The following is a 14,254-nucleotide window of genomic DNA, read 5'->3' as shown; positions in this document are numbered from 1 at the left end:
ACCACCACGGCGCTTCTTTACCGTTTTCGCTGTGGTTCTGACAGGAGAAAAATTTGATGACGGACAGGCCTGCCTCCTCCGCAGCCTCAGCGTTCACTCGGTGCATGCCGCTGGACAAGCTGGAAACCAAGCCAGGACTTAAGCGTATCTTGGGGCCGGGCAGTCTTATTGCCTTAGGTGTGGGCACAACCATTGGGGCTGGTCTGTTTTCGCTTACAGGTATTGCTGCCTCTGAAAATGCAGGCCCAGCCGTTGTTCTAGCCTTTATGATCGCAGCCCTCGCGTGCGGATTCGCAGGCTTATGCTATAGCGAGCTTGCCAGCATGATCCCTATTGCAGGCAGCGCATACACCTACGCCTACGTTACCTTGGGTGAACTCGTAGCATGGGTTATCGGCTGGGACTTGGTGCTAGAATACGCCGTGGGTGCTGCAACAGTTGCCGTAAGCTGGTCGCGCTATGTGGTGTCTTTGCTCGATTCATGGGGGCTGGTGCTCCCGCCACGCTTTACCGCATCACCTTTTGAAACAGTGCAAATGCCAGATGGCAGCATGACCTCCGGCTTGGTCAACCTGCCCGCAGCCGCCATTATTGGGCTGGTTTCTCTTATTCTTATTCGCGGCATTTCGCAGTCTGCGCAGGTTAATGCGGTTATTGTCACCATTAAGCTGCTTATTATTGCAGCCTTTATCGGGTTTGGCATTTCCTACATTCACCCCAGCAATTACCACCCCTTTATTCCGCCTAACGATGGCACGTTTGGCCATTTTGGCTTTTCAGGCGTTATGCGGGCCGCAGGCACTATTTTCTTTGCCTATGTTGGTTTCGACGCCGTCTCTACCACCGCCCAAGAAACCAAAAACCCCGCCCGAGATATGCCAATAGGCATTTTGGGCAGCTTGCTGGTGTGCACTCTGGCTTACGTCTGCTTCTCTTTTGTCATGACCGGTTTGGTCAACTACAAAGACATGCTAGGCGATGCCGCCCCCGTTGCCACAGCCATTAACCACACGCCTTTCCATTGGCTGCAACTGGCCATTAAAATTGGCATTATTTGCGGCTTTACCTCTGTGCTCATGGGCCTGCTTTTAGGCCAAAGCCGCGTATTTTTTGCTATGTCGCGAGATGGCCTGCTGCCGCCAATGTTCAGCAAAACGCACCCTCGCTTTCAAACACCGTGGCTTTCCAACCTGTTTTTTATGCTTATTACCAGCATCTTAGCAGCCTTTCTGCCTATTTCAGACCTTGGGCACATGACCTCTATTGGCACGTTGCTGGCCTTTGTGCTGGTGTGTGCAGGCGTTATGGTCCTGCGCCGCAAAGCACCAAACGCCACCCGCGCGTTTCGTGTACCGGGGGGCGATATTATTCCCGTACTGGGCATTCTCTCCTGCGGGTCTGTCATGCTCTCGCTAGATAAACTGACATGGATCCGTCTGGTTGTATGGCTTGCCATTGGTATGGTCATTTACTTGGGCTACGGGCGTTACCAGAGTAAACTGGCGCGTTCCTGATATCTGCCCGGCGGGGTTGCATAACACAGCAAGGCGGGCATACTCCGCCTTGCTGTTCACCCCGTTGGTTTTTGCCCTGATATATGCCGCACAAACTCCTTGCCCGGCGTCAGGCTACCGACACGCAAGGAGATCCCGCCCATGAAGGCAGGTCGCTTCCCTCTGGCCCGCCCCCGCCGCAACCGTTTTGATGACGCAACGCGCCGTCTGGTTGCAGAAAATGCTTTGGGCATCAACAACCTCATCTGGCCTATTTTCTTTACGGAAGGCACAAACACCGTAACAGAAGTGGCCTCCATGCCCGGTGTGCACCGTGTCACTCTAGACCGGCTTGCAGCCCATGTTGAACCCGCTGCCAAGCTGGGCATACCTGCCCTTGCCCTGTTTCCCGTCACCCCAACAGAAGTACGCGATGCAGAGGGCACAGAAGCCCTAAACCCAGATAACTTGATGTGCCGCGCAGCCCGCCTGCTCAAAAAGGAATTTCCGGGTGTTGCTTTGGTCGGTGACGTAGCCCTAGACCCCTACACCAGCCATGGCCATGACGGCGTAATTCGTAACGGATACGTCGAAAATGATGAATCTGTTGCCATTCTTACGCAGCAAACCATTAACCAAGCTGCTGCCGGGGTCGATATTATTGCCCCCTCAGACATGATGGACGGCCGCATTGGCACCATGCGTATGGCGCTGGATGACAATGATCTGGTGAACACCCGCATCATGTCCTACGCCGCCAAATATGCCTCTGCCTTTTATGGCCCCTTCCGTGATGCGCTTGGCTCTGGCGACAAGCTCAAGGGCGACAAGAAAACCTACCAGATGGACCCCGCCAACAGCGACGAAGCCCTGCGCGAAGTCGAAATGGACATTGCCGAAGGGGCCGATATGGTCATGGTCAAACCCGGCATGCCGTACCTTGATATTGTACGCCGTGTGCGCGACACGTTTGCCGTGCCAACCTTTGCCTACCAAGTGTCTGGCGAGTACGCCATGCTCATGGCCGCTATCCGTAACGGCTGGCTCGACCACGAACGGGCGGTTATGGAAAGCCTACTAGCCTTCCGCCGTGCCGGTGCACATGGCGTGCTTACCTACTTTGCCGTTGAAGCCGCCGAACGTATTAAAGAAACCTACGGCGTCTAATCGTCATATTTTGATGTGTGTATGCGGGTATGCCACCCTTTTGCCTAGCAAAACGGGGTGCGCATACCCCAGCATACTGCTAAACTACATCTCGTCTTTTTGGTGCAGGTTTAAACGCGCTTCAACACGTTAGCAAAGCTGCTTAATGTGCTTTTTTACACCTAACTTTGTTGGCTTTTTACCTTAGAATCCACAGCCTCAAGCCGACTAAGCTTACCTGCTCAAACAGAAAAAAACACAGCGATATTTTTTATCTCTGACCTTTTGCAACAGCCTCCAGAACTGCCTAAAATGGCATAGCTTTATTTTTACCGGACAGGATGCATGGTTTCCTCACTGCGCCATTCGCAGTTTTTTTATACAACAGCGCCCCTCCCCTGCCCGTATCTGCCCAATAGAACAGAGCGGAAAATTATTGCAGACCTAGCCGTACCGCAGGCAGATGCCCTCCATAGCCGCCTGTCTCGCGCCGGGTTTAGGCGCAGCCATACTCTGGCCTACGCCCCAATGTGTGAAAACTGCACAGCCTGCATACCCATACGCCTGCCAGTTAACCGCTTTACACCAGACCGCACCCAAAAACGTACTATCCGGCGCAATGCAGACCTACGGGCAACCCTTGTGCCGCCCCTTGCCACCCCAGAGCAATACGCCCTGTTTGCGCGCTACCAAGACACACGCCACACAGATGGCGAAATGGCCAGCATGACCGCCACAGAATACCGCACAATGGTAGAAGATACCCCCGTGCAAACCCTGCTGGCCGAATTCCGCACCGCGGAGCAAACCCTTATTGCCACCTGTCTTATAGACCAATTGGAAGACGGGCTTTCTGCCGTTTACAGCTTTTACGAGCCTGACGCCCCACAGCGCTCATTAGGGAGCTTTGTTATTTTAGCGCTTATTGAAAAAACCAAGTCCTTGGGGCTGCCCTACCTGTATCTTGGCTACTGGGTGCGCGGTAGCGCCAAAATGACCTACAAATCCCGCTACCGCCCAGCAGAAATACTCCACCACGGTACATGGCAAGACTTAAACCCCAAACACCCACCAGAAGGGGCGGAATAACCAAAAAGTCCGCACAGCACCAACTAACTCTATTTTTAAACAGTCAATAGCTCTCCATGAAGCAGAGCTATTACCCGTTTCACAAATCGACTCTTTTTCCGTGTTTTTCCCAAGTATATAAAGACTGACACGCAAAAACACGCTCTGTATTATAAACATCAATAGCTAAATTATCACCCAAAGGTATAATTTTATCAGGCTGCCCTAAGTTATTAATAACACGATCCTGTAAAAGCCAGCTATCGTGCTCTTCTCCATAAATATGTGTAATGAAAAATATCTGTTTTTCATTCTCAAAATTAGATTTTTTGTACCAATCTAATTTACTAATCCATACATAAGGAGATAATTGGCATTGATCATGCCCTAAAGGAGAATTCGATACTTCTCTTTCACTCACTTTTATTGCTCTAGATAAAAACCTTCCTTGACTATTCGCTGTAACCACAGACGCTTCCCAGTAACCTGCATACCCCAAGCGCAAATTATTTTCTTTGAGTTTTTCTTCAATATAAGCAGTGTCCATTTGATGATGAACGCCAAAAATATCCTTGAAAGAACTTTTTGTTTTAGTAATCGTACCCCATGTTGAAATATAAACTATGGAAATCAGAAAGCATGGCACCAAAAATAGAAATTTATTTATTTGAGCATTTCTCGTATATATTAAAATATAAAATACAAAAAATGGAAGAAGATATCTAATAATATCCTCTTTATACAAAGAAAAATCAGAAAATAGGGATGCAAAAAATATTATCGTTCCACCCAAAAATAAAGATGATGAAATATAATCAAAACCTATCAAACAGTAGGCTTTTCTGTTTTTTATTTTTTTATATAAAAATAAACAAAAAACCAAAAAAGGAATTAATTTTATTAAATCAGGAATAGCGCTACCAACTTTATGACCGAAAAAATCCACACCAAAAAAATCGAATACTGATTTCATCGTATATATTATTTTAGATGGCATTTCTTCTATAGAAATGAATTTTGAATGAAGTGTGTGGGCAACAAATCCACCACTATGATGAACATATATTTTAACAAGTTCAGAAATAATAAACGCTATACCAAACGCTGTAATAAGACCTTTAGGCGGCACTGTGTTCTCGCCTTTTAAGCGAAAAAGCAAACTTACAAAAACAAGTGGCATGACATAAAAAACCACACCAAAAAAATCACTGGTGAAAATTGGTAACGCAGTAATGCCCAGAAGCAGATAATTTATGACACTATTTTTACGTATAGAAATCATTTGTGCCGCGACAAGGCCACATAACCCATAAAATAGCGTACCTACATGATATGGCACAAACGTAATAAACCCCGAAGGTCTGTGTTCATATAAAGGCGGAAATGCAATAAACAGAATGACAGGTAAGCACCTCACCCACGACCATGTTTTCTGCGGTGGGTTAGCTAAACATAAGGCACAAAACGTAACACCTGCCCACCAGATAGCTGCCATCAAATGGGGAGCGGTTATACCTAATCCACCGAATTTTATAAGCGTGGCCATACCGAGAATATCGATTAACCAAAAATTATCTGGAGAAAACACCCAACCTTTCAAAGTAAAATTACCATGCGCCATATCCTGCGCAGCCAAATAGTAATTGGCTTCATCTGAATCTATATAAAAATGCATTCCATAATGGTAACAAATAGAGCCAGAGATGAAAGAAAACAGCGTATAAAACAAAAAACGTAGCGGGAATGAGAAATATCCATTTTCTTCTCCCGTATATTCTTGTCGCGTTGCCATATCTAAGTGCCTTAATAAAAAGTTTCGTTCTGCATTTAAAATGGGCCCATAGCATTTATTAACTATGTAAACCATCTCAACTTACAAAAGCAGCACCTCTAATAAGCAACACATATTGCAGTCTAATCATCAAACCTTACTGTACGCTGGCGCTTTAAGGTTGCTCTGTGGGCCTTACCGTCTAAACGCCGCCTTTTGGCGGCGCGGCTTGGGCGGGTTGCCACCCGGTATGCTGGGCGGTGTGCGGCTTCTCTTATAAGGTCAGCAAGTCGTTCTATGGCATCTTCGCGGTTGCGCAATTGGGTTCTAAAGCGCCGGGCTGTAATAACTATAACGCCATCGCGCGTGGCGCGACTGCCTGCAATTTCTAGCAAACGTTGTTTAATACGCTCAGATAATGCGGGAGACGCAGCCGCATTAAAGCGCAACTGTGCGGCTGTCGCGACCTTATTAACGTTTTGCCCACCGGGGCCTGATGCTAAAATATAGCTCACCTCAAGCTCAGTCTCAGCCAAAGACAGTGTGGGTAAAATTTGAATTGCCATGCACTGCGCATAGCACGTTTCTGCCAAGCAGAAAGACCTATAACTCGCCTGCGCGCTTACACAGGCAGGGCAAGCATACTCTCTGGCGGCCTAGCCCTCTTTGAGGCAACCTCTTCCACCTTCGTACGCTCTACTCCCAATGGTTCTAAGTGGGTGTTTCAAAAATACGCTGTCAATTCCGGCTCTTATTTTTTGAAACCACCTCTAAAAGAGTTCGTTTTACACCTCATAGCCTCATAGCCTCATACAAAAGGCACAACAGCAACTGCTTACCAAACGCAGTGCTCTTGTGCCTTTGCGTTTAATTTTAGGCTTTTTTAGTGGCCCATGGTGGTGCAGATTTACCAACAGCTGCCCGTTTTCCTACCCAATCTTGTAGGTCTGCAAACTGGCGCACACGAACTGCGCCGGGCCACAGCAAACCTTCCTCGGCTGAAAAGACCATTGCCATGCGCAAGCCACCATCGGTGTATTTTTGCAGGGCCACGCCCAGCCCGCGCGCCATAACCGGCAGTTGTTCTGTCGGGAAAATAAGGAAACGCCTATTATCGCCCACCACAGCTACGTAATCGCCCTCAGCGGGGCTGCAAATGCAGGTAAACTCACCCTCTTTTAAGTTAAGAACCTGACGGCCTGAGCGTTTTTCCGCCACCAAGGCCTCTTCTTCTACCAACATGCCGCGCCCAGCGCTTGAGGCCACCAAACGTTTGGCCCCTTCTTTAATGGCAAATACGGCCACCAAATCTTCATCGTTAGAGAGGTCACACAACAGGCGCACTGGCTGCCCATCGCCCCTGCCGCGGGGCACGTCAGAGCTTTTAACCGTAAAGGCCCTGCCATCTGTCGCAAAGAAACACAGTTTGTCTGTTGTCTGGCACGGTATAGCCAGTTTCAGGCTATCCCCCTCTTTAAACTTTTGGTTTTCAAGGTCGATAGAATGGCCTTTGACAGCCCGCACCCACCCTTTTTGAGAGAGAATAACGGTTATTGGTTCACGATCGACCGTTTCAATGACTGAAATATCAACCGGCTCTGGTGCGTCTTGCAAGGTGCTGCGACGCTGGCCCAATTTGCCTGTACCAAACTGCTTGACCATACCGTCCAGCTCTTTGGCAATACGTTTCCAGCGCAGTTTTTCATCACCCAGCAAGGTAAGCAGATCCGCTTGCTCAGCAGAGAGCTTTTCGTGCTCTTTCCGAATTTCCATTTCTTCAAGCCGCCGCAAGCTCCGCAAGCGCATATTGAGCACAGACTCAGCTTGTAGGTCGGTCAACGAAAATGTCTGGATCAGGCTGGCCTTCGCGTCATCTTCTTCCCGAATAATGCGAATAACTTCGTCTAGGTTCAAATAAACCGCCAGAAAACCAGCCAGAATTTCAAGGCGGCGTTCTACAGCCTCCAAACGGTGGCGGCTGCGGCGCTCCAGCACTTCGTGGCGGTGGTCAAGCCATGCCCGCAACACGTCTTTCAAGCCCATAACACCGGGGGTGCGGTTAGGGCCAAGTACGTTCATGTTCAGGCCAAAGCGGCTTTCAAGCTGCGTGGCTCTAAACATGGTTTCCATTAACACTTCTGGCTCAATACCGCGTGTTTTTGGCTCTAAAACAAGCCTAATTTCATCGGTACTTTCATCACGAATATCGCCCAGCAGGGGCAGTTTTTTCTGCTCAAGTAAGTCTGCAACCTGCTCTATCAAGCGCGATTTCTGCACTTGGTAGGGAATTTCGGTTACAACAATCTGCCACGTACCAAAACGGCCCTGCTCAACCGTCCAGCGGGCACGCATTCTAAAGCTGCCGCGCCCTGTCTCGTAAGACCGTAAAATGCTGTCTGCATCTTCAACAATCAACCCACCGGTCGGAAAGTCTGGCCCCGGCATAAGAGCCAGCAGGTCTTGCGTCGTACTGTCAGGCTTACGCACCAGCAAAGCTGCTGCCGCACAGACCTCGCCCGCATTGTGGGGGGGTATGCTGGTAGCCATACCCACAGCAATACCTGCCGCCCCATTGGCTAACAGGTTGGGGAAAGCCGCTGGCAACACCAGGGGTTCATTTTCTTCCCCATCATACGTGGGGCGAAAATCAACAGCATCATCTTCAATGCCGTCTAGCAGGGCGCGGGCAACTTCGGTCAGGCGGGCTTCAGTATAACGCATTGCGGCTGCGTTATCACCATCAATGGAGCCAAAATTGCCTTGGCCTTCTACCAAGGGGTAGCGGGCGGCAAAGTCTTGCGCCAAACGCACAAGCGCTTCGTAAACAGATGCATCACCATGGGGGTGAAATTTACCAATAACGTCACCCACCACACGAGCGCACTTTTTAAAGCCCGAGGTAGGGTCTAATTTAAGCTGGTGCATGGCATAAACCAGCCTGCGGTGCACAGGCTTAAGCCCATCACGCACGTCCGGCAGAGAGCGAGACATAATAGTAGAAAGTGCGTAAGCCAGATACCGCTCACTTAGAGCCTCTGCCAGCTTCGTCTCTTCTACGCGGCCTTCAAGGGTTTCGCTCATTTTTTGCTCCCGAACACACTGTGTGCACCATAGCCCAGCGCCACACATAGCCCCGGATGCCATTTTGTTCCAGCCCCCAAGCGTATCTGCTCACTGCAAGCTGGTGGCTTTATTCTGCACCGCTTAGGCCACTACATTAAGCCACTCTACCTTAGCACTCAGGAGTCCGTATGCACTTTTATACCAGACGCCGCTTTTTAGCCGCTGCTGCCAGCGCAACAACAGTGCCATACGGTTTTGCTGGTGCAACACCTCTTGCTGCACTTGCCCCCCTTATTAGCCTGCCGCTCTGGCCCAGTACCCCACCCGGTGGTGGTGGCCCGCATACAAACACGCCCGATATATCTCGCCACGGCACGCTCTCTGCTATTGCAACGCCTATGCTTGATATTTACCGCCCAGCACGCCCTAACGGCGCGGCTGTTTTGGTAGCCCCCGGCGGAGGCTACAAGCACATTGTTATGCGCAAAGAAGGGCTTGCGGCTGCCGCGTGGTTAAACAGCCTAGGCATAACCGCTTTTGTGCTTACCTACCGGCTGCCCACCGAAGGGTGGCAGAGTGCTGCTCTTGCACCATTTCAAGACGCACAACGCGCCCTTAGGCTCATGCACAGCAAAGCCACAACCTTTGGCCTCGCTACAAACAGGCTAGGCGTTTTAGGTTTTTCTGCCGGGGGGCACCTTATGGGTATGCTTGCAACCCGGCCAGACTGGCAAACTTATACCCCACTTGACAGCCTTGATACGCTTACCCCGCACATTGCGTGCAGCCTGTTAGCCTACCCCGTTGTAACCCTTATGCCACCCTACGATACTACCCAAACGCACCGCAGTTTACTTGGCCCCCACCCCACACTGGCCCAAGCGCAGGCATGGTCTGTGCAAACCTATGTAACAGAAGCCTGCCCACCGTTCTTTTTAGTACAAGCCGCTGATGACCCCATAGCCAACGTGGCCAACACAGCCATATTGCAAAATGCCTGCCTAGAGCACCACGTACCCGTAACCCGCTACGTGCTAGAAACCGGAGGGCACGGGTTTGGTTTAACACAATGCTTTGGCCACACACCATGGGCTACATTGGCCGAAAACTGGCTGCATACACAGCGCTTTTTGCTTTAGTCTGGAGCCAGCCCAAAACCCTCTCTCCCGTCGGGCTGGTGCGGCACAGGGTCAGGCAGCAGCGCCCTTTCTGCACGCAGAGACAACCGCTCGCGCGCGGCAGGTAAAGGCAGGTGGCGCTGGCCATATGCATCGCGCGCAAGGAAATATCCGGTTAGTTTTAAGCCTGCTACCCAGTCTTGTAGGGTGCCGGTATCGTCTTCAGTTAGTAAAAAGTCTGGCAATGGTAGCAGGCGGTCTTGCCATGCGCCCGCTGCCTCTTGCGTAACAGCGCGCCCAGTACGTGGTGAAACGTAAGCAAGGCCAGTTGTTGCCCCACTTACCGCACAGCACGATAAATCTAGGCCAAAACCAAGGTCGGCCAGCAAGGCCAACTCCCACCTAACAACCTGCGGTAAACCTTCACGCTCAGAGAGAGCCGGGTCAACACCCAAAAAAGTAAGCAGCTTAACCGTTTGTGCAAAAAGCAGCGGGCAAGGCTCGCCTTCAGGCAAAGCAGTGTCTGCCAATACACACACAGATTGCATCATGGAAAGGGCGAGTGGCGCATCAAGCAGCCGAAAACCACAGCCATAGAGCATTTCGCCAGACAGGCGGGGCATAGCCCCTGTCGTGCGTGCCTGAAACCGAGTTTTAACAACATTGCCCGGTTGCCATAGCGCACTGCCCGCGCGCGAGCGCGCGCCATAGGCCACACCGCGCACAAGCCCGTGCTCTTCGGTCAAGACATGTACACGGGCGTTTGCCTCCCCCAATGGGGCGGCAGAAAGCACAAGGGCGGGAGCCTCCCAATCGTGGGAAGTCCCGCCCTTGTTCATCATTCAGCGATCAGCCTGAAATCAGACGCCAGAAACTTTTGCAACTTCTGCTGCAAAGTCATCAGCTTCTTTTTCAATGCCTTCACCAAGCTGGAAGCGGTCGAAGCCAACCAGCTTAACGCCAGCTTTTTCCAGAACGCTTTTCACGCGGCTTTCGCCGTCATGCACCCAAACCTGCTCCAGAAGAACAACTTCTTCATAGAACTTACGGATGCGGCCTTCGATCATTTTTTCAATGATGGCTTCTGGCTTACCAGAGGCACGAGCCTGCTCGATCAGCACAGCGCGTTCACGCTCTACTTCTTCAGGGTTCAGGCTGGTTACGTCCAGAGAAGACGGACGGGTTGCAGCAACATGCATACCAATCTGGCGGCCAAGCTGTGCAATCGCATCATCAGCAGAAGGGGCTTCAATAGCAGCCAAAACGCCAATTTTGCCAAGGCCGGGGCGCAGGGCACCATGCACGTACGTTGCGACAACGCCAGACGGCACTGTAAACACGCGAGCACGACGCAGAGACATGTTTTCGCCAATGGTCGCAATCAGGTGCGTCAGTTCATCAGCAACTGTACGGCCGGTTTCAAGTGTTGCCGCTTTAATTGCTTCAAGGTCTTCGCCCACTTTAAGGGCAACCTTGGCAACGCTTTCAACAAAGTTCTGGAAAGCTTCGTTGCGGGCAACAAAGTCTGTTTCAGCGTTAACTTCAACCATAGCAGCTTTTTTGTCTTCGGAGGCAACGCCAACCAGACCTTCAGCAGCCGTACGGCCAGATTTTTTAGCAGCCGCAGCAAGGCCCTTGGTACGCAGCCAGTCAATGGCGCCTTCAATTTCGCCGTTGGCTTCGTTCAGGGCTTTTTTGCAGTCCATCATGCCTGCGCCAGTTTTTTCGCGCAGTTCCTTAACCAGTGCAGCTGTAATGGCCGCCATATCTGTCTCTCCTTAAAAACCGGAACGCGCCCATCTAGGGGCGCGCACCGTAACGTGCCTGCGCGCAGGCACACAATCCTTAGCTGCAAACAGGCGGGCACATTGCACCCGCCTGTAAACAGTCAATTAGTTTGCAGCCGGAGCCTGAGCTTCTTCTGCCGGAGCAGCAGCAGCTTCAACTTCCAGAGCTGGGTCAACAGGCAGTTCTTCAGACGCACCGAAGTCCTGGCCAGAAGCACCGAGTTCTGCAGAGATACCGTCCAGCACAGAAGAAGACACCAGGTCACAGTACAGGGAGATAGCGCGAATTGCGTCATCGTTACCTGGTACCGGGAAGGTGACGCCTTTGGGGTCAGAGTTACTGTCGAGAATAGCAACAACCGGAATACCCAGTTTGTTAGCTTCTTCAACAGCCAGCTTTTCTTTGTTGGTGTCGATAATGAAAAGGATATCGGGCAGACCGCCCATTTCCTTAATACCACCCAAAGAGCGTTCCAGCTTGTCGCGGTCGCGGGTCAGTTCAAGAATTTCTTTCTTGGTCAGACCAGCCGTACCACCGTCCAGCATTTCTTCAATCTGGCGCAGGCGTTTGATAGAGCCTGTGATGGTTTTCCAGTTGGTGAGCATACCGCCCAGCCAACGGTGGTTTACATAATACTGGCCGCAACGTTTTGCAGCTTCAGCAATCGGTTCTGCTGCGGCGCGCTTGGTGCCAACAAACAGAACGCGGCCACCACCGGCAACCGTGTTACGGATAGCCTGAAGAGCGCGGTCAAGCAGGCCAACGGTCTGCTGCAGGTCGATGATGTGAACCTGGTTACGCACACCGAACAGGTACGGCGCCATGCGCGGGTTCCAGCGGCGTGTGTGGTGACCAAAGTGAACACCAGCTTCAAGCAGCTGGCGGAGTGTGAAATCGGGCATCGCCATCGGGCATAAATCCTACCATTCTGGTTAATCCTCCGCGAAGCACCGCCCTGTTTTGCAGGACACCAGAGGTGTAAAGGCTTCGCGTGCGTCGTCCCGGCCTGGGCCAAGCGAGGCCCATATGGCGGTTTTTACGCCTTTATGCAAGTGAAACTATGGTTTCAGCCCTTACTTACTGGCTTAGCTGCCCTGTTTGGCACACCCTCACGCGCCAAAAGCGCCCGCAAAGATTTTACAATCGGGAAGACCTCAATATTGTGATCCCCTCCTAGTTCGCGCCACGCTTTTTGTTCCATTTCAACAATTTCGCGGTCTTCTTCAAATATCCGGTGCGTAAAAATGCCCAGCGCGGGCCAGGCAAGGTCGAGCAAAAAGCCCCATTTTGGCTTTTTAACCGACAGCAGACCAAAAGTTTGTGTGCCCAACTGGTCTGCCCCCAAGGGCACGTAGCACACCCACAAATCCATAATCAGATCACCATCTTTGTCATGAATTTTCAGGGTCTGGTATGGGTAGGTAGTACGGATAGACACCACTTCTTCAACTGGCTGTTCACGGCCTTCTAGGTCGTGGTGTTTGCCAAAAATAAGGGCTTCAGCCAGCGGCTGGTTGCCGCCCTTACGCGCAAAGCTGTAGCGGGCTTCCAGAAAGTTCTCGCCCTTATCCTGCCCCAAAAAACGAGCGGTAATAGAGCCCATTTGGCGGCGGTGCAGAAACTGATGGTTCATGTCCATCAGGTTTTCATGCATAAAACTATAGTGGCATTTTAAGCGCGGGCTAAACAGGCGGGTTTTGTAGTCTGGGTTACCAACCTGCGCCACTGCGGGCAAAGGCACACTTTCCGCCAAGGCCGGGTCACCGGGGAAAATAAAGATAAGGCCTGCTTTTTCGCGGCAGGGGTAAGCCTTAACGGGGCGGCCCACATCTTCACGGTTAAGGTAGGGTACAGTTACGCATTTGCCAGCCCGGTCAAACGCCCAGCCATGGTAGCAGCACTTTATACAATCGCCCTCAACCAGCCCTTTACTGAGGGGCACCTGCCGGTGGGCGCAGCGGTCTTCTAGCGCGTAAACTGGGCCTTTTTCTGGGCGAATCAGCGCAATAGGGTGGCCCGCATAACGCGCAGCAAACGCCTTACCTTTACGCACCTTATGAGACCACGCCACCGGGTACCAAAAATTGGGGTCACAATCGATCTGGCGCAGGTCGTACGCGGGTTTATCTGCCAAAGCGGCATTCTGGTTATGGGGGGCTTCCACCAGCATGGCTTACGTATCCTTTCACAGCAGGCAAGCCTTACACCCTGAAAAGACGCAAGCCTTGCACACACTTTTGTGGCACGATTGAGCCTTAACTTTACTCTCTGACAAGTCGTGGCTCTGCATGTCAGCTTAGCGACCACAGAAAAGACCTGCAAAGCCCAGTATAAAATAAAGCCGCCTTTGGCCCGCCGCATTGCGTAGAACACAACACCACGGCGCAACCCAAAGCGGCTTTGCCTAACGCTTAAAGCACTGGCAAATTTAGTTAGATTTTGCGCCCGAAAGGGGAGAGGTCACGCTTTGCCCTTCTTCCTGCCCATTAGGGGCTGCTTTATCTGCCTTGTGGGCATGGCCATGGTGGCCTGAATAATGTTTGGTTTTACCCGAGTCTGCCGGTGCCGCGTTAGAGGGCGGCTGCGTGCCCGGTTGCTCGGCCTCTGTACGGGGGTTGGTCCAGAGTTTTTTAGATGGTTCTACACGCTTACCATTTTCATCTAGCGCTGCCTTGGGAGACTTCCCAACCTGTGCCGCGGCGGAGTCTGCTGTGGGCGCACTAGCGCCCTGCTCCTGCGCTAAAGCCAAGCTTGGTGCCAGCACAAAAGACGCACCCAAAAGAGCCATACGCATTGTTAACGTCATA

12 protein-coding genes are annotated in these 14,254 nt (G+C 51.5%); 4 read left to right on the top strand and 8 right to left on the bottom strand.

Translation table 11 applies throughout. The features are described from left to right. The first annotated feature begins 56 nt into the window (after positions 1-56). From Abor_RS05915 to Abor_RS05905, 3 genes are all read left to right on the top strand, one after another. The gene (locus tag Abor_RS05915) at positions 57-1,514 is read left to right on the top strand and encodes an amino acid permease (protein ID WP_048840922.1); all 1,458 of its coding nucleotides are present in this window, start codon (positions 57-59) and stop codon (positions 1,512-1,514) included. Positions 1,515-1,655: 141 nt separating this feature from the next. Beyond that, positions 1,656-2,660 (top strand): porphobilinogen synthase, encoded by a 1,005-nt coding sequence (gene hemB, locus Abor_RS05910; protein WP_048840921.1) that lies wholly within the window; start codon positions 1,656-1,658, stop codon positions 2,658-2,660. A gap of 324 nt (positions 2,661-2,984) precedes the next feature. After that, positions 2,985-3,728 carry an arginyltransferase gene (locus Abor_RS05905; protein WP_048840920.1) on the top strand — a complete coding sequence of 248 codons (744 nt, stop codon included), beginning with the start codon at positions 2,985-2,987 and terminating at the stop codon, positions 3,726-3,728. A gap of 79 nt (positions 3,729-3,807) precedes the next feature. On the opposite strand, the gene Abor_RS05900 is transcribed toward Abor_RS05905, so the two are convergent. The 3 genes from Abor_RS05900 to parC form a co-directional block, all read right to left on the bottom strand. After that, positions 3,808-5,499: a hypothetical protein gene (locus Abor_RS05900; RefSeq protein ID WP_048840919.1), complete on the bottom strand. Its 1,692-nt coding sequence runs from the start codon at positions 5,497-5,499 to the stop codon at positions 3,808-3,810. Between the two features lie 122 nt (positions 5,500-5,621). Beyond that, positions 5,622-6,044: an alternative ribosome rescue aminoacyl-tRNA hydrolase ArfB gene (arfB, locus tag Abor_RS05895; protein ID WP_048840918.1), complete on the bottom strand. Its 423-nt coding sequence runs from the start codon at positions 6,042-6,044 to the stop codon at positions 5,622-5,624. A gap of 307 nt (positions 6,045-6,351) precedes the next feature. Next, positions 6,352-8,559 carry a DNA topoisomerase IV subunit A gene (parC, locus tag Abor_RS05890; RefSeq protein ID WP_048840917.1) on the bottom strand — a complete coding sequence of 736 codons (2,208 nt, stop codon included), beginning with the start codon at positions 8,557-8,559 and terminating at the stop codon, positions 6,352-6,354. Between the two features lie 170 nt (positions 8,560-8,729). On the opposite strand from parC, the gene Abor_RS05885 reads away from it, so the two are divergent. After that, positions 8,730-9,680, top strand: coding sequence for an alpha/beta hydrolase (locus tag Abor_RS05885; RefSeq protein ID WP_048840916.1), 951 nt, complete (start codon positions 8,730-8,732; stop codon positions 9,678-9,680). On the opposite strand, the gene recO is transcribed toward Abor_RS05885, so the two are convergent. The 5 genes from recO to Abor_RS05860 all read right to left on the bottom strand — a co-directional run bounded on the left by recO (position 9,677) and on the right by Abor_RS05860 (position 14,253). Then, a complete protein-coding gene (gene recO, locus Abor_RS05880) occupies positions 9,677-10,501 on the bottom strand; it encodes a DNA repair protein RecO (RefSeq protein WP_048840915.1) in 825 nt (274 codons plus the stop codon). The two genes, Abor_RS05885 and recO, sit on opposite strands and share 4 nt — an antisense overlap. 18 nt (positions 10,502-10,519) lie before the next feature. Further along, positions 10,520-11,425, bottom strand: a complete 906-nt coding sequence (gene tsf, locus Abor_RS05875; RefSeq protein ID WP_048840914.1) for a translation elongation factor Ts — start codon at positions 11,423-11,425, stop codon at positions 10,520-10,522. 126 nt (positions 11,426-11,551) lie between these two features. Then, complete coding sequence (gene rpsB, locus Abor_RS05870) at positions 11,552-12,355, bottom strand: 30S ribosomal protein S2 (RefSeq protein WP_048840913.1); 804 nt, start codon at positions 12,353-12,355, stop codon at positions 11,552-11,554. Between the two features lie 158 nt (positions 12,356-12,513). Next, a complete protein-coding gene (locus Abor_RS05865; RefSeq protein WP_048840912.1) occupies positions 12,514-13,617 on the bottom strand; it encodes an aromatic ring-hydroxylating oxygenase subunit alpha in 1,104 nt (367 codons plus the stop codon). Between the two features lie 258 nt (positions 13,618-13,875). Then, entirely contained in the window at positions 13,876-14,253 is a 378-nt protein-coding gene (locus tag Abor_RS05860; protein ID WP_052946370.1) for a hypothetical protein, read from the bottom strand. Between the last annotated feature and the right edge of the window lies 1 nt (position 14,254).

This window comes from Acetobacter orientalis, from assembly GCF_000963965.1.
GTDB classification, from domain to species: domain Bacteria; phylum Pseudomonadota; class Alphaproteobacteria; order Acetobacterales; family Acetobacteraceae; genus Acetobacter; species Acetobacter orientalis.
Note: the sequence above shows the minus strand (reverse complement) of the source record. Positions and strands in the feature narration are given on the sequence as shown.